This is a genomic window from Geovibrio sp. ADMFC3, assembly GCF_054687035.1.
The window spans coordinates 1,711,130-1,726,063 of sequence record NZ_BAAFZG010000002.1 but is presented as its reverse complement, the minus strand read 5'-3'; the positions used below and the strand labels follow the sequence as shown (position 1 = coordinate 1,726,063).

Annotated in this window: 16 protein-coding genes; 10 read left to right on the top strand and 6 right to left on the bottom strand. The window is 44.9% G+C overall.

Annotated features, from left to right (window positions below; all coding sequences use genetic code 11):
• Positions 1-147: 147 nt before the first annotated feature.
• The 7 genes from ACYRYY_RS08610 (at position 148) to ACYRYY_RS08580 (ending at position 5,101) form a co-directional block, all read left to right on the top strand.
• Positions 148-462 carry a YbaB/EbfC family nucleoid-associated protein gene (locus ACYRYY_RS08610; protein WP_460215195.1) on the top strand — a complete coding sequence of 105 codons (315 nt, stop codon included), beginning with the start codon at positions 148-150 and terminating at the stop codon, positions 460-462.
• Between the two features lie 24 nt (positions 463-486).
• On the top strand, positions 487-1,086 hold the full coding sequence (gene recR / locus ACYRYY_RS08605) for a recombination mediator RecR (RefSeq protein WP_460215194.1): 600 nt from the start codon (positions 487-489) through the stop codon (positions 1,084-1,086).
• 13 nt (positions 1,087-1,099) lie between these two features.
• Complete coding sequence (locus ACYRYY_RS08600) at positions 1,100-2,626, top strand: Rne/Rng family ribonuclease (protein ID WP_460215193.1); 1,527 nt, start codon at positions 1,100-1,102, stop codon at positions 2,624-2,626.
• Positions 2,627-2,635: 9 nt separating this feature from the next.
• Complete coding sequence (locus tag ACYRYY_RS08595) at positions 2,636-3,229, top strand: RlmE family RNA methyltransferase (RefSeq protein WP_460215192.1); 594 nt, start codon at positions 2,636-2,638, stop codon at positions 3,227-3,229.
• Between the two features lie 69 nt (positions 3,230-3,298).
• Positions 3,299-3,922: a nitroreductase family protein gene (locus ACYRYY_RS08590; RefSeq protein WP_460215191.1), complete on the top strand. Its 624-nt coding sequence runs from the start codon at positions 3,299-3,301 to the stop codon at positions 3,920-3,922.
• A gap of 311 nt (positions 3,923-4,233) precedes the next feature.
• Positions 4,234-4,653, top strand: a complete 420-nt coding sequence (locus ACYRYY_RS08585; protein ID WP_460215190.1) for a DUF134 domain-containing protein — start codon at positions 4,234-4,236, stop codon at positions 4,651-4,653.
• A complete protein-coding gene (locus ACYRYY_RS08580) occupies positions 4,640-5,101 on the top strand; it encodes a pyridoxamine 5'-phosphate oxidase family protein (protein WP_460215189.1) in 462 nt (153 codons plus the stop codon). The genes ACYRYY_RS08585 and ACYRYY_RS08580 overlap by 14 nt, the downstream gene beginning before the upstream one ends.
• A 15-nt stretch (positions 5,102-5,116) precedes the next feature.
• Here ACYRYY_RS08580 and ACYRYY_RS08575 read toward each other — a convergent pair whose 3' ends face one another.
• Both ACYRYY_RS08575 and ACYRYY_RS08570 read right to left on the bottom strand, forming a co-directional pair.
• Complete coding sequence (locus tag ACYRYY_RS08575) at positions 5,117-6,076, bottom strand: ADP-ribosylglycohydrolase family protein (RefSeq protein WP_460215188.1); 960 nt, start codon at positions 6,074-6,076, stop codon at positions 5,117-5,119.
• A gap of 6 nt (positions 6,077-6,082) precedes the next feature.
• Positions 6,083-7,885: a hypothetical protein gene (locus ACYRYY_RS08570; protein ID WP_460215187.1), complete on the bottom strand. Its 1,803-nt coding sequence runs from the start codon at positions 7,883-7,885 to the stop codon at positions 6,083-6,085.
• 106 nt (positions 7,886-7,991) lie between these two features.
• Between ACYRYY_RS08570 and ACYRYY_RS08565 the strand changes: the two genes are divergently transcribed.
• Together ACYRYY_RS08565 and ACYRYY_RS08560 are read left to right on the top strand one after the other, a co-directional pair.
• Positions 7,992-8,534 carry a flavodoxin family protein gene (locus tag ACYRYY_RS08565; RefSeq protein WP_460215186.1) on the top strand — a complete coding sequence of 181 codons (543 nt, stop codon included), beginning with the start codon at positions 7,992-7,994 and terminating at the stop codon, positions 8,532-8,534.
• A gap of 84 nt (positions 8,535-8,618) precedes the next feature.
• A complete protein-coding gene (locus ACYRYY_RS08560) occupies positions 8,619-9,593 on the top strand; it encodes a class II fructose-bisphosphate aldolase (RefSeq protein WP_460215185.1) in 975 nt (324 codons plus the stop codon).
• 46 nt (positions 9,594-9,639) lie between these two features.
• Here the strand turns inward: ACYRYY_RS08560 and ACYRYY_RS08555 are convergent, their stop codons facing one another.
• The 4 genes from ACYRYY_RS08555 to lgt all read right to left on the bottom strand — a co-directional run bounded on the left by ACYRYY_RS08555 (position 9,640) and on the right by lgt (position 13,839).
• Positions 9,640-10,227, bottom strand: coding sequence for a hypothetical protein (locus tag ACYRYY_RS08555; protein ID WP_460215184.1), 588 nt, complete (start codon positions 10,225-10,227; stop codon positions 9,640-9,642).
• Between the two features lie 166 nt (positions 10,228-10,393).
• Positions 10,394-11,170: a FecR family protein gene (locus ACYRYY_RS08550; RefSeq protein ID WP_460215183.1), complete on the bottom strand. Its 777-nt coding sequence runs from the start codon at positions 11,168-11,170 to the stop codon at positions 10,394-10,396.
• Positions 11,171-11,180: 10 nt separating this feature from the next.
• Positions 11,181-12,779, bottom strand: coding sequence for a tetratricopeptide repeat protein (locus ACYRYY_RS08545; RefSeq protein WP_460215182.1), 1,599 nt, complete (start codon positions 12,777-12,779; stop codon positions 11,181-11,183).
• A 100-nt stretch (positions 12,780-12,879) separates the two neighbouring features.
• Entirely contained in the window at positions 12,880-13,839 is a 960-nt protein-coding gene (lgt, locus tag ACYRYY_RS08540) for a prolipoprotein diacylglyceryl transferase (RefSeq protein ID WP_460215181.1), read from the bottom strand.
• A 280-nt stretch (positions 13,840-14,119) separates the two neighbouring features.
• Between lgt and rpsB the strand changes: the two genes are divergently transcribed.
• Entirely contained in the window at positions 14,120-14,932 is an 813-nt protein-coding gene (rpsB, locus tag ACYRYY_RS08535; protein WP_460215180.1) for a 30S ribosomal protein S2, read from the top strand.
• The last annotated feature ends 2 nt before the right edge of the window (positions 14,933-14,934 follow it).

The window sequence follows — 14,934 nt, the reverse complement described above, 5'->3', positions numbered from 1 at the left end:
TTTAGTCTTATAATATGCAGTTCAGGGCGTGCTATGTGTCCTGTCTCCGGCTGTTAAGCTGTGTTTATCCTAGTGAAGCACTGAGCCGGTGTTTAAATGTAAGTAATAGAATCTAATATATATTAAAGAATCCAAGGAGAATTACGCATGAATATTCAGATGATGATGAAGCAGGCGCAGAAGATGCAGAAAAAGATCGAGGAAGCGCAGGCTGAAGCAGCGCTGGAAGTTGTTGAAGCTTCCGCCGGCGGCGGCATGGTAAGCGTTCAGGTGAACGGCAAAAATCAGGTTTTGGGCATCAAAATCGAGAAAGAAGTCGTTGACCCCGAAGATATCGAAATGCTTCAGGATCTCATTGTAGCTGCTGTCAACGAAGGTATGACAAAGGCTCAGGAAAAAATGCAGGAAAAAATTTCCAAGGTAACGGGAAATCTGGGCATCAACCTGCCCGGTATGTTCTAAGGCGTTTTTTGCCCGTAGTGTGGCATGATAAAGAACAGAATATTTGAAAACTGCCTTAATGAGCTTTCCCGTCTGCCCGGAGTCGGGCGGAAAACAGCGGGACGTCTTGCCCTCCATGTGCTTAAAATGAAGCAGGAGGACGTGAAGCGTCTTGCGGAAAGCATTGTCTACCTGAAGGAAAAAACCGTCTTTTGCTCTGTCTGCGGCGGCATATCCGAAACAGCGGTCTGCTCGGTCTGTGAGGACCGCTACCGTGTGCGTTCGCAGATATGCGTAGTGGAGGAGCCGAAGGATATTTTCATCATAGAAAACACCGGAAGCTACAGAGGGCTTTATCATGTTCTGGGGGGTAAAATATCTCCTCTTGATGGTATAGGTCCTGATGAACTCCGCATAGCGTCTCTCATTGAGAGGCTGGAAAACGGAGAGGTTACGGAGGTTATAATGGCGTTGAACCCTGATGTTGAAGGGGAGACTACGTCCATATATATTTCCCGTTTACTGAAGCGCTTTCCTGAAATAAGCGTGACGAAAATAGCAAGCGGAGTCCCTATAGGCTCAAATCTTGAGCATACGGACGAGGTAACACTGCTGAAGGCTCTGGAGGGCAGAATCAGGCTTTAAGGTGAGCTGATAAATGTCCAGAGAGATAATAATAAATTCTACGGTAAATGAATGCCGTGTGGCTGTGCTGGAAAACGGAAGCACAGCGGAAATATTCATAGAAAGAGCCCACAGCAAAAATGTTGCGGGCAATATATACAAAGGCAGAGTTGTTAAAGTGCTTCCGGGCATTCAGTCCGCTTTTGTTGATATAGGTTTGAACAAGGCTGCGTTTCTCCCCGTTGCTGATATTTATGTGGAAAACGGGGATAAGGTGGCTTTCTTTGAAAAAAGCGTGGACGGTTCAATCGAGTTCGATGATCTCGAGATGGATCGCCGTGTTCAGGAATTTCCCCCAATTCAGGATCTTCTGCGTGAAGGGCAGGAGATAATAGTTCAGGTCGCCAAGGAAGCCATAGGGCAGAAAGGCGCCCGTCTTACTACTCACATCACAGTTCCCGGACGCTATATAGTGCTTATGCCCGGTTATGAGCATGTAGGCGTATCCCGCAAGATAGAGCAGGATGAAGAGCGTGAGCGTCTTCGTCAGGTTCTTAAGGAGATAAAACCTAAGGGTATGGGGCTCATAGCCCGCACAGTCTCAGCAGACAGGAGCTATGAGGAGATAAAGAGCGACCTTGAGTACCTTCTCCGTTTATGGGCGAAGATTCAGGAACGCATGACCCGCTCCGGCGCTCCGGCACTTGTTTATGAAGATCATGACCTGATTTTCCGCATACTCCGTGATGTTGTGAATGAAAAAGTAAGCCGTATTATTATAGATAATAAGGCCGACTATCTCAAAATGAAAACTTTCCTGCGGGAATACATGCCTGATCTCGATGTGGAGGTTTCTCTCTATGAGCATGAGCTTCCAGTGTTTGACCATTACAATATTGAGATTGAGATCAACAGGATACTTGATAAAAAGGTATGGCTGAAATCCGGCGGATATATAGTTATAGATCAGGCGGAAGCCCTCACTGTTATTGATGTCAACACCGGCAGATTTGTGGGCAAACGCAACTTTGAGGAAACAATACTGAAAACCAACCTTGAGGCGGCTAAGGAGATAGCCTGGCAGCTCCGCCTGCGTAATATAGGCGGAATAATCATCGTGGATTTCATAGATATGAGCAGGGATGAGAACAAGGAAAAGGTTCTCGCCTCTCTTGAAGCAGAACTAAAAGGTGACAGAGCGAAATGCTCCGTTGTAAACATTTCCCCCCTCGGTCTTGTTGAAGTAACAAGAAAGCGTGTTCAGGAGAGCCTTACACGCACATTAAGCGAGCCCTGCCCCTATTGTGAGGGACGTGGAATTGTTAAGTCAAAGCTCACTATATGCTATGATATCCTCCGTGAAATACGCCGCATTGCCCCATACTTTAAAAATAAGAAAATTCTCGTGGAAGCGCATCCTGATGTGGTTGATCTTATTCTTAATGATGAGAAAGAAAGCCTTGATGAAATTGAGCTTATGATGAGCGTCAATATAGAAGTCAACCCCAGTGAGGACTTCCATATCGAAAACTATGACGTTGTTCCGGTAAGCAAGGAATAGGAAAAATAAATGTACAACAGAAAAGACGCCTTTTACAGAAAGGCAAAGAAGGAAGGCTACAAGTCCCGTGCGGCTTACAAGCTGACAGAGCTTAACAAAAAGTACGGGCTGTACAACCCCAACAGCCGTGTTCTGGACGCCGGCTGCGCTCCGGGCGGCTGGAGTCAGGTTGTGCTTGAGACAATAAAGAAGCAGCCTGTTGTAGGTGTGGATCTTATTCAGGTTGAGGGAATGGGATATCCTAATTTCCACTTTATCCTCGGCGATCTCACATCAAATGAAACTCTTATGAAAGTGCTTGATATATGCCCTGAGTTTGACACGGTGCTTTCTGATGCTGCCCCGAACACTTCCGGCACCAAACTTCTTGACCATGTGAACAGCTGCGAGCTTGTGGGGCTTATTTTTACTTTTGCCAAAAAAGTGCTTAGAAAAAACGGCAACTTCTGTTTCAAACTTTTTGACGGTGAAGACACCCAAGGGTTATTGAAAGAGATACGCAGGTTTTTCAACATGGTGAAAGTGATCAGACCGGAAGCCACAAGAAAAAGCTCATTTGAGATATATGTTGTGTGCAAAGGCTACACGGGCGAAAAGGAATAGACATTTTTAACGAACTTTCCATGTCATAATCGGATCGGAATGGTATAATAGTCCATGATGAGGTGAAACATGGAAGCCATTCAAACCATCCTTACCCGCAGGTCAGTGAATTTTTTTGACCCATCCTTTAAAATGTCTGACAATGAGATTACCGAGATTCTTGAGCTTGCTGCTCTGGCTCCGTCCTCCTACAATATTCAGCCGTGGGAAGTTATCACTGTGCGTTCGCCGGAGCGCAAAAAGGCTCTCCGTGCATGCGCTTTTAATCAGCCGAAAGTTGAAGAAGCGTCTGCTGTTTTTATCATAATCGGCAATACTGATGCCGTTGAGGAAAATCTTGATGCAGTGGCAGCAGACCTTGTGGAAAAAGGGTATGCAGATGAAAAAACTGCGGAAAGTGTGAAAAAAACCGCCGGAGGATTTTACGGCGCACCTGACAGCGAGCGGAGAAAAGTTTTTGCCGCCAGAAATGCTGGGTTGTTTGCAATGAATCTAATGATAGCGGCTGAGGGTCTGGGGTTTGTTACTCACCCCATGGACGGTTTTGATGAAGATAAAATCAAGGAAGAGTTCGGAATAAAATCCGGCAAAGTTATTCCCATGCTCATAGCTGTGGGCAGGTTTAAGGACGGTGCATCTCTTCCTGACAGAAAAATGCGGTTCTCTTCGGAGCGGTTCGCAAAGTTTGAATAAAAGTTAAAAATTATAAATTTAATATAAAACCGTAGTTCAATTTGTTTTAAACTATGGTACACCGAATCGCACCAGTGTAAAGCATAGGTAAATGTAAATGGTCAGACGTCTGGACATTTACTAAATTTATTTTAGGCTATATACTGCTGATAATAAATAAAAAACATAGGCTCTAGTTAAGACGCTAACAACTTAATTGTTGACAAATGCGCTAAATAATGATTTTACATACCGAAACGGTAGTAATAACCGTTATTACGATTTTTAATTTGTGCAACCATCGTTAGTTTTTTCATTGGAGGACGTGTATTATGCCCAGACCACTAAAACCACGCACAATAGGTGTTGTGCCGGAAATTTGTCATTTCAAACCAAGGGGAGTTCCGGCAAAAAAACTGAAAACCGTAGGGATAACTCTTGATGAGTTTGAGGCAATCAGACTCGCTGATTATGAAGGACTCTCCCACGAGGAAGCCGCAGTGCTTATGAATGTTTCACGCCCGACTTTCAGCAGGCTTGTGGAAAAAGCCAGAGTGAAAGTAGCGGGATTTCTTGTGAACGGAAGCCAGCTTGTGATTGATGGCGGCAACATTGAATTCGACCCGGACAGAGCATGTGTAAGATGCAAAGAAAACATGCCTGAAAAACGTATGGAACGCAGAAAGCGTGCCTGCGGAATCATTACCGGATGTACAGAGGAAGATGCAGAGCTTACGGATGCGAAGGTCTGAAAGAGAAATAAAAGATTATAATATATTAGAAAATCTGCTGAAGCAGGGTGAAGTAATTCACCTTGCTCTGGCGGATGCCCCCTGCCCTTATCTTGTGACCGTCAACTACGGCTACAGGGACGATGCGCTTTATTTCCACTGTGCATCCGAAGGGCGTAAGATTGATCTTATCAAAAAAAATCCCAACGTATTCTTCCAGATTATCCTGAAAAATGAGCTTGTGAGAGCTGAAAGTGCATGCAGGTGGACAACAAAATTTACCTCTGTATGCGGTGAAGCGGAAGCTGTAATACAGGAAACCCACGCAGATAAGCGTAAGGCACTTCAAATAATAATGGACCACTGCGGGATGAAGGACACTGAGTTTACAGAAAACATGACTAAGAACATGCTCACTGTTAAGCTGAATATTGTCTCAATTTCCGGCAAGAGCAACGCCGAAAGTTAAGCTTGCTTCTTAGCCTCAAAGGAAAATTCTCAACCCCTCATATTTTTTCATAAGTTGTTCCGCATGGCATGTCCATCTGTCAGGAATGGCTGCGTATCCGTATATTGCACCTGCAACAGCTCCGGTTACTGCTCCTATGGTATCCGTATCACCGCCTATGTTCACTGCTTTCAGGAGAGTTTCTTCAAAGGATGAGGACTCCATGTTAAGCCATAAAGCAGTTTCAAGAGTGGTTACGCAGTAAGGTGTGGTCTGATAAACCTCCGGCTCCAGAAAGATGTCCTTAAGATCATCCATCAGCCCTTCGTATTCATCCCGTAGAACCATGATGCTCTGCTCCGGCTCAAAGCCTGTAATCAGCTTTTTAAGGAGCAGATTGTAGATAACATTTGTGAATTTTGCTATGGGGTGGGCATGTGTGACAGAGCAAGAGAGACCGGAAGCATCGATCAGCTCTTTATCTGTTGAGTTGATGTACCATGCGGTGAGGATGCTGGAGCGCATAAGTGCGCCGTTGCCGTTGGATTCCCTGTCTGACGGGGCAGAGCCTGTGGTGAGTGCCTGACGTGTTGTGCGCCCTATGTCGAATGCTTCACCCGCAGGGGTGTATGCTCCTTCGATAAACCATTTCATGTAATGCCTGCGCTCGTTCTGAGGGTCAGCTTTTCCCTTTTCGGCAAGGCTTTCCCCCAGTGCTATGAGCATGGAGGTGTCATCTGTCCAGCTTCCGGCAGCAAGCCCGTATACTCCGCCTCCTGTGATGTCCTTCTGATACTTCCCTGTGAGGCGTACGGGTCGTACAGGTGAGAGCATACCCTCTCCCGACATCTGGGTAAGCCCCAGCATATCGCCTATGATATTGCCCGCAATCATCCCTTTGATGCGGTCTTTGAAGTTTTCTCCGGTTTCACGCAGTGCATGCAGGGTTTCAGGTGAATGCAGGCAGTCCGAGACTCTTTCAAAGTTTTCTTCCATAGGGCATCAGTCCTTAATTTCTATTTTGTCTCCGCATAGTTTTATTCTTTTTCCGTCTGCTATTAGTCCGGCGAATCGTATTCCGGCATAAAGAGGAGTTCCGGTGCGTATGCAGTATTCTGTCAGGTACGAGAAAAGCGGTGCTGTGTCAGTGACAACCGCACGGCAACCATCCAGACAATGAAGCATTGCAGGGGGCAGATTACGCACCAGAGCTATATCTGTGAGTTTGTCTGTAAGGTGAACAGGCGCACAGCCAAGCCCCTCATAATCTTCGTGGCAAAAAGATATACAGGGAATCTCTGTCTGTTTTTTTGAGAGCATTTTTTTAACAATGGAAGGTATCTCTGATATATCTTTTTCGTATATATCATAAGGAACAAACTGGGCTGCTGTCCGTTCGCCCTGCCATTTTTTAAACCACAGAGTCACAGGTATATTTCCGTAATACTCATCATTATAGAAGTTTTTAAGATCTGAAAGATCAAACGCATATACATCAGCGGCGTTTTTAATAAGCCGTCCTTCCAGCATCTCGTTCCCAAAAGTAAGCAGCAGATGATGGAGAGAGGCAGACACGCCGAAGGCGGCGGATGTTATTTCATCACGCAGATCAAGGCACGAGTGAAGCTCTGAAACACTGCGGCGGAGTTTATCTTTATTTAGCAAGAACCTCTTTGAAGCAGGGAGGGACGCAAACAGCCCGTCAAAATCAGCATGTTTGAAAGTGCGGCGTACTTCTGATTTGATGGACGGGTAAATTGGGTCAAGAAACGGAGGCATATCAAAAGGAGAATCCAGCAATGATCTTTCTCTGGTAAGAAACACAAATTTTAACAGGGTTTCAGTGTCTTTCAGCAGTGCGTAGCATCTGGTGAATGCTTCCCATGTTTTCATATGGATAAGCTGAGTTGTCATGGCGCAGAGCGCGAGAAATTCTGTAAAGTTTTCAGAAAAGAGGAATTCTTTGGTTATCTCTGCTGATTTTATATCTTCAATTCCTTCTTTGATCTCTTCATCGTTAATGGCGAAAATTTTCAGATCCGGATGGCTGAAGGATGATTTTGTATTTTTTACATATATCCACGGTGCGTAGTTCAACAGATAATAATCCTGTGTTGTTCCTGCTGTTGTGCATATGTGTCCGATGTTTGCAGTGTTGATAAAAGGTTTGCCGCATATGCAGGCAAGTGATGGGCTTGAGGTTTTTACATTTACACTTATCATCAGCGGATTAAAAAGATCAGGCACTGTTTTCGCGAGGGAAAGGGCAAACGGCGAAAGAGTTTCAGGGAAAACGCCGGAAAGCATACCCCTTCCGTAAAGGGTTTTTTCCGGTACGCCCTCATTCTGAGATAATGTATATTCCACTGACGACAGAGCGGAGGGCACCTTAGAAAGACGTCTGTCATATTTCAGTTTGTCGGCGGGTCTTATCTCTTCAGCCCTGAAAACATAACGTTTGTCATCACCGGCGAGAAGCACGCCAATACGCACGGGAGTATCAAGCCCTTTTTCAATATTGACCGCTGTTTCCGCCAGTTTAACCATGCGTGCCGGTTCTATGACGGGCTCTCCTTCTATGAGGCGCACAAAATCTTTGTACACTCCCTTAAGAAGTACAGCGCAGAAATCTCCGCAGAACAAACCTACGAGACCGGCATTATCCTCGTAAACAGTTTCCAGTGTGATAACGAGAGTTTCCGCCGGCATGTCATAATTTTTGCCTTCATAGGCAAATTCGCCGTTTTCCGACGGATTCATAACTTTTATTCCGAGTTCTTCTATCTTTTTAAGCATATCTTCCATAAACGAATTATCCTTTGAGTAAGCGTCTTCGTCAAGACGATTATTTATTATGAAAAGGTGTTGCAGATTTATATCTTATACGGATAATATGAACTTGGAGCGCATTATGAAGGTTTTGATAATTAACGGAAGCCCCCGTGCAGAAGGTAACTGTGCGTGGCTTTCAGAACAGCTTGCTGAAAAATATAAGGACGAAGACTGCGAAGTTGTGAGTCTCAGAGAACTTAATTTTTCCAACTGCGGCGGATGTTCCAACTGCCGTACGGGTGAAGGAATCTGCGAAACAGATGACGACCTCAAGCCTGTTCTGCCCAAGCTTCTTGAGGCAGATCTTATCATTCTCTCATCTCCCAATTATTATGCTGCTGTTTCAGGAATCTGCAAAACTTTTATCGACAGATGGGTATGCCTCAAAAAAAGAGGCGGTGTGCCGCAGTTCCGTCCGGAGCAGAAAATTTTCTTCGTATTTGTGCAGGGTGCCGGCAACCGCTCACACGGCGAACCTGCTGTGGAGTGGGCAAAGAAGGTTTTCACTCACTACGGGCTGAAATTTTACGGAATGGTTATTCCTAACTGCTCCGCAGACAGCAGAGACGGAATCAGGCTTAAGCTTGATGAAATCAGAATGAATCTTAGCATGTTTCTTTGAGTCCAAGCGTAAAGAAAGCTGCCCTGAAGGGGACTATTGATTGGCGGTTTTCTTGAGAGATATAATGTAACGGAGGTTTTATAAATGGCTGTTTCTTACAGAGAACTCGGTCTGGTGAACACTCGTGAGATGTTCAAAAAAGCAATGGCAGGGAAATATGCCGTGCCCGCCTATAACTTTAACAACCTTGAGCAGCTTCAGGCTATAGTTACCGCCTGCGTGCAGACAAAATCACCCCTTATCCTTCAGGTTTCAAAAGGAGCAAGGGAGTATGCAAATGCAACAATGCTCCGCTATATGGCAATGGGCGCCACAGCTCTTGCTAAAGAGATGGGCTGCGAAATACCCATAGCGCTTCATCTTGACCACGGCGACACCTTTGAAATATGTAAGGACTGCGTGGACTATGGTTTTTCATCTGTGATGATAGACGGCAGCCACCATTCATTTGAAGACAATATAGCGCTCACCAGAAAAGTGGTTGAGTATGCTCATCAGTTCGATGTAACTGTGGAAGGCGAACTCGGTGTTCTCGCCGGAATAGAGGATGATGTATCCTCCGAAAAATCACACTACACCAACCCTGACGAGGTTGAAGAGTTTGTAAAAAGAACAGGGGTTGACTCGCTTGCCATCTCTATCGGCACATCACACGGAGCCTACAAGTTTAAGGTTAAGCCCGGCGAATCTGTTCCTCCCCTCCGTTTTGACATACTTGAGGAGTGCGAAAAGCGTCTCCCCGGTTTTCCCATAGTTCTTCACGGTGCTTCATCTGTTGTGCCTAAGTATGTGGAAATCATAAATGCCAACGGCGGTCAGCTTGACGGTGCAGTGGGCATACCCGAAGAGCAGCTCAGAAAAGCTGCGGAGAGCGCTGTGTGCAAAATCAACATAGACAGTGACGGCAGACTTGCTTTCACTGCTATGATAAGGGAGACTCTGACTAAAAACCCCTCGGAGTTTGACCCCAGAAAATACCTTAAACCCGCAAGAACAGAACTTATTGAGCTTTATAAACATAAAAACCTCAATGTTCTAGGCTCTGCCGGCAAAGCATAATAATTAAAGCCGGGCGTCTCTCATAAGAGAGATGCCCGGATACAGTTTATTTCCTCAGTATTTCCGATTTTGGTTCCAAGTCTATTCTGAATCTGTTCAGTGTCCCAAGGGGCGGACGTCTGCATATTATTCTGTACTCGCTCCTGACAGCCTCTTCCACAAAACGGTAAAGCTCTCTGGCATCGTATTTTCCATTGCTTTCTATGTGTATAATCCGTTCGGAGCGGTCATAAGCTATACGGCAGTAAGGTATATTCAGCTCAAGATGCTTTTTCTTCGGAATAAAAGGAGCTGCGGAGTCATTGATACAGGTTTCGATCAGGCTCTTTTCTTTTTCAGCGGCAGTTTCAATGAGTCTCGGAACTCTGACACCGAAATAATGTGTGTAGGCAAAGCATGCAAGACTGGCTGAGAGGATAAAGGCAAGTGACCCGAAATCTGGTTTGAAGGGCATAAAGAGGCTTATCACAGTGAAGCCTGAAAAACCGCAGAGGACATATGATGAAACTTTGAGCCGAATCATCCTGTAGGATATTATCTCGGAAAACATTGCGAGTGTTCCGTAGAGTCCTGCTATAAGAAATAATGTTCTCAACGCTATCAGTGCAAGCGTTCCGCCGTAATCATAAAACATAAATACCTATTTAGATAAAATAATAATACTGTTATCGGTATTATTATAACAAATGTTAGATCTGATTTGGAAATAATTCAGTGAATTTTAACTTAGCAGAAGCGGACGGGATTTTTACTGAATGGTGAGAGAAAAATTCAGGGGGAGTTTCAGCTCCCCCTGTGTATTATTCAAAGTCTATGTGTATTCTTGCCTTTCCGGTGAGTACCTCAACAAGGTTTTCCCTGTCCTGAGGTTTTTCATATATCTGATCAATATCGTTTGTTCCGTTTCTCAGACCATCCAGAACAAGGTTCGGAGACTGCACGGGACCTGAACCGGCAAGCCCTTCCCTGCCTGTGAGTCCGTCTGTTTCATCTTCGTAATCAATGTCTGTTTCAGGCTGATTCCTGGTGACATTCATTTCATCGCTGTCCTGCCTTATAAGAACAGACTGGCCTTCATTGAGGAGTACGCTTCTTTCCGGGACATCCAGCCTGCTGACTTCGACAATCCCCTCAACAACCGTAACTCTGGTGAGTTCGGGCAGAACATCAATGCGGAAAGATGTACCTTTAACGCCGATGATCGATGTTGTGGTTTTAACTTTAAAATCGCCGCTGACATCTTCTGCCTTGGCTATGTCAAAAAGGACACGCCCTTTGCTTATGTCTGCATTGTAGTCTTTTCCGCGCTCTATTCCGTTGATTTTCAGGCGGCTTCTTTCATAGATTTTTACACTTGAGCCGTCCACAAAGGAAACTTCAGCATAGCTTTTTCTTTTAGTACGGATGAGGTCATCGGTGAGAAATTCGGTTCCGGGCTTTGCTGCTTTGCCCACGACCTGCTGCTCTTTTAGAATCTCAACTTTTCCGTTAACCAGTTTAACTTCTCCGGCTTTTTCAGCGGCGAATACAGGCAGCGCAAGGAGTATGGCGGTCATTATTGATATTATCAGTCTCATCTTCCGCTCCTTAATAGAAATAGCTTACGCCTAAGTCAAAGACGTGTTTTTTATAGTCGTTGTAATCATCGTTTGAGTCGTTAACATTAAACCTGTAACCGAGGTTCAGGTAGTGTCTGTCCAGAAATTTGTATAAAACTGTTGCTCCGGCGCTGTGATACCTGTCTTCACGTCCGCCGTTTTTGTAGTCGTAATGTATTGTGTTGTAATCAAGCTGAAGAGTGACATCACGCACTATCTGCCCGGTGTAGGCGAGTTTAAGCTCACTTGTGGTAACTTCCCTGTATTTACCGTCAGTATCTTCCGCACCGAGGTTCCCTTCAAGGCTAACCATGTGCGCTTTGTTTAATGTTTTGGAGACACCCAGACCGCCTTTGTAGCCGTTTCCGTCTCTGTTGTAGTCATCAGGGGTGTCGGTGTCGTAGCTCCTTATTGTAAGAGACAAAGGCATATAAAAACGCCATGAGTCCATTAAATAGGCACCCTTTGCCTCAAGGGTGAAAGTGTCGGAGTATTTTTCGCCGTCCATATAGGTCAGAGCATAGCTTATGTACGGAAGTGTCAGTTCAAAGTCGTCGTATTTTTTTATGAATCCTGCGTACAGCTTGTGAGACTGTGCATTATATTCCGAAATGCTGTGATTCCATGACTTATAGTTCAGCAGCCCTGTTTCTATTCTGTCATAGAGTACATCGTAAAAGTTAAGTTTAAGATCGGCAAATATATATGTTCTGAAGCTCTCTTCCTCTGAAAAGTTTTCCACCTTGTCCTCATCAATTGAGGTAACGTTGGAATCGTACTGTTCTCCTATTGCTATGACAGCGCCGAAAAGTTTCTTCTGATTTTTAAGCTCTTCTTTTTTCTGCCTGGCAAAGCTGGGGGAGGTTGACGTCATAGCATCATAGCCCTTTTCGCTGCATGCAAAACGCTTCTGAGCAGCGCATATTTCTGCTACCATGTAGTTGCTGTTGGCGTAAGCTTCTGTGTGCGGAGCGCTTTTGACACTTCTGAAATTTCTGAGAGATGTCTGCACATGCCCTTTATTGAGTTCTATGATCCCTTTGCGGTATGCGTAGCGGTCGTCCTTCCAGCTTCCTTGTTCAAGTTCGGTCTGGGCTTTCTCCAGATCCCCTGTGTTGATGTAGATATCAACTGTGCGGAAGTGTACGCCTGCATCGGTTCCGCCTGCGGATTTGAATTTAAGGAAATATTCAAGCGCTGCTGAAAGGTTGCCTGTGCCGTAGTGAGCGAAACCTTTATATTTGGAAAGCTCAGTGGTGTTAACTCCTTTAGCCTCTTCACGGTTCAGGAGGTAAAGTGCTTCGTCAAACTCTTCAGCAGCAAGCATCCTGTCCACAGCTGCGTAGCCTTTTTCCTGTTGATTATTTTCAAAATAACATAAACCGAGATAAAACTCCTGCGATACCCCTTCCTTTTCGGCAAGCTCATTAAGCTCCGCCGCCATATTATCGCATTCTCCTTTGCTTATCTTCTCAAAGACAGGCTGATAGTTTTCCGTGCTGCTGCCGGAAACCGGATAATCATAAGCAGACGCAGAAAGGGCGCACACTAAAAGCCCAGCCGCGAAAACGGTTGTTTTGATCCTCATGCAGATTCCTCCGAAGGAATTAAATTTTATAATAGCTATATGGGCAGAATATAAAAAAACTAATTAAGTTTAAATCTGCCATGCCTTTTTGTAAAGGCGATCAGAGGTTCTTTGATCTTAAACGTGCGTTTATCAGAAATCCTATCCCGGCAAGCACCATAAGAATGCTTATGAGGTGCGGCGCACGAAGCATTCCGAGCATCAGATCATCTGCACGGAAGAATGTCACCGCAGCACGTATCACGCCGTATGCTATGAGATATCCGCCGACAATTTTTCCTGTGCCGATATTTGAGTCTTTTCTCCACAATATAAACAGAATAAGAAAGCCGATGAAATTAAGGAACATTTCATAGAAGAAAGTGGGGTGAACAGGCAGAGTGCCGAAATCACGCCACGCGGCGGCTCCGTACTTGTTGGTGAAGCTTATTCCCCACGGGAAATACTCTTTGATATAGTATATTTTGTCCATGAAGGTCACTGCCAATCCGTCGGGAGACTGAGCGGCTATATCTTTCAGGCGTGAGACGCTTTCCGGATTATTATTAAGCCCTGCGGTTTTCAGCACCTGCGCCCAGAATTGGGGAAATACGTTTTCTGCACGGAAAATTATTGAAGACGGGGTAAGAGTGGGAACTCCGTGCGCCTCTCCATTGGCGAAGTTGCCGAACCTGCCCAGAGCCTGACTGAGAAGAAGCCACGGAAATATAATATCCCCCATTTTAAAGGGACTTATTTTTTTATAGAGACAGAAACTTATAGCAGCTATGAATCCTGCTATGAGTCCGCCGTGTATGGCGAGCCCGCCGTGCCAGATGGCTATCATCTCAAAGATGTCGCCCCCGTAGTAGTCCCACCGGAAAAGAACATAATAGGCACGGGCGCCTATGAGAGCAAAAAGGAATGTGAAAAGTATAAAATTTTCAGTGTCTTCCTGTTTAATTCCGAGCTTTGCCGCCTTTCTGCGTGAAAAGTAGATTGTAAGCAGGATTCCTGTTATGTACATAAGGCTGTATATTCTGAGTTCCAGAAAACCTATTTTGAAGAGATAAGGAAACATGGGATATATTTCTCCTTAGTTAGATGATGAAAAGCCGTACGGCTTTTTCCATTGCTGTTTTAAGTTTTTTTATGTCTGTAGTAAAGCGGTAAGGGTACAGTTGAGAAATATTTGTATAAAAACACGCTGAAAAGCCCATTAATCCTTGATCTTTTCTTTTGCAAATGTTAGAAAACAAGTCCATTTCACACGCCTGATCATCATTTTCGGCGGCATGTGCCTGTTAGATAAGGTGCTTTCCGGAAAACAGGCGGAGGAAAAACAAAAAGGAGGGACTGACATGTCCTATATTTCAATGAAAAACCTGCTTGAGGCAGGCGTTCACTTCGGTCACCAGACAAAACGCTGGAACCCCAAAATGTCCAAATATGTTTTCGGCGCAAGAAACGGTATCTACATTCTTGACCTTCAGAAAACAGTACAGTGCTTCAATCAGGCTTATGAGTTCGTAAGAGACGCTTCCAAAGGCGGCAACAAGTTCCTTTTCGTAGGTACTAAAAAACAGGCTCAGGAAGCTATCAAAGAAGCTGCTGACAAATGCGGCGCTTACTATGTAAACCAGAGATGGCTGGGCGGAATGCTCACTAACTTTGAAACAATCAAAGGACGTATCGCAAGACTTAAAGAACTTGAAGATATGTTTGAAAGCGGCTACATAAACAGATTCACAAAGAAAGAGCAGGCAGTTCTCCGCAAAGAGTTTGAAAAACTTACAAAAAACCTCAGCGGTATCAAAGAAATGACTGAAATTCCCGATATTATGTTCGTTATCGACATCAAACTTGAGCAGAACGCCATCAGCGAAGCTCACAAACTCGGCATACCCGTTGTTGCCATAGTTGACACCAACTGCGACCCCGACCTTGTTGACTTCCCCATTCCCGGTAACGATGACGCTATCCGTGCATGCCAGCTTATCGCTGTAAGAATAGCCGACGCTGTTCTCGAAGGTAAACAGCTCAGAGAGGAAAACCTCATTGAAGAAATCAGAAGCGCAGGCTCTGATGATGTACCCGTTGAGGAAATAGTTGACGAAGCAGAGCTTGCAAAAGAGCTTACTTCCGGCGAACCCGAAAAAAAGGATGAGGATTAATC

Excerpts from the sequence above, each read along its gene's own strand:
- ACYRYY_RS08610 (WP_460215195.1), top strand. The coding sequence starts at position 148 with ATGAATATTCAGATGATGATGAAGCAGGCGCAGAAGATGCAGAAAAAG.
- recR (WP_460215194.1), top strand. The coding sequence starts at position 487 with ATGATAAAGAACAGAATATTTGAAAACTGCCTTAATGAGCTTTCCCGT.
- ACYRYY_RS08600 (WP_460215193.1), top strand. The coding sequence starts at position 1,100 with ATGTCCAGAGAGATAATAATAAATTCTACGGTAAATGAATGCCGTGTG.
- ACYRYY_RS08595 (WP_460215192.1), top strand. The coding sequence starts at position 2,636 with ATGTACAACAGAAAAGACGCCTTTTACAGAAAGGCAAAGAAGGAAGGC.
- ACYRYY_RS08590 (WP_460215191.1), top strand. The coding sequence starts at position 3,299 with ATGGAAGCCATTCAAACCATCCTTACCCGCAGGTCAGTGAATTTTTTT.
- ACYRYY_RS08585 (WP_460215190.1), top strand. The coding sequence starts at position 4,234 with ATGCCCAGACCACTAAAACCACGCACAATAGGTGTTGTGCCGGAAATT.
- ACYRYY_RS08580 (WP_460215189.1), top strand. The coding sequence starts at position 4,640 with ATGCGAAGGTCTGAAAGAGAAATAAAAGATTATAATATATTAGAAAAT.
- ACYRYY_RS08575 (WP_460215188.1), bottom strand. The coding sequence starts at position 6,076 with ATGGAAGAAAACTTTGAAAGAGTCTCGGACTGCCTGCATTCACCTGAA.
- ACYRYY_RS08570 (WP_460215187.1), bottom strand. The coding sequence starts at position 7,885 with ATGGAAGATATGCTTAAAAAGATAGAAGAACTCGGAATAAAAGTTATG.
- ACYRYY_RS08565 (WP_460215186.1), top strand. The coding sequence starts at position 7,992 with ATGAAGGTTTTGATAATTAACGGAAGCCCCCGTGCAGAAGGTAACTGT.
- ACYRYY_RS08560 (WP_460215185.1), top strand. The coding sequence starts at position 8,619 with ATGGCTGTTTCTTACAGAGAACTCGGTCTGGTGAACACTCGTGAGATG.
- ACYRYY_RS08555 (WP_460215184.1), bottom strand. The coding sequence starts at position 10,227 with ATGTTTTATGATTACGGCGGAACGCTTGCACTGATAGCGTTGAGAACA.
- ACYRYY_RS08550 (WP_460215183.1), bottom strand. The coding sequence starts at position 11,170 with ATGAGACTGATAATATCAATAATGACCGCCATACTCCTTGCGCTGCCT.
- ACYRYY_RS08545 (WP_460215182.1), bottom strand. The coding sequence starts at position 12,779 with ATGAGGATCAAAACAACCGTTTTCGCGGCTGGGCTTTTAGTGTGCGCC.
- lgt (WP_460215181.1), bottom strand. The coding sequence starts at position 13,839 with ATGTTTCCTTATCTCTTCAAAATAGGTTTTCTGGAACTCAGAATATAC.
- rpsB (WP_460215180.1), top strand. The coding sequence starts at position 14,120 with ATGTCCTATATTTCAATGAAAAACCTGCTTGAGGCAGGCGTTCACTTC.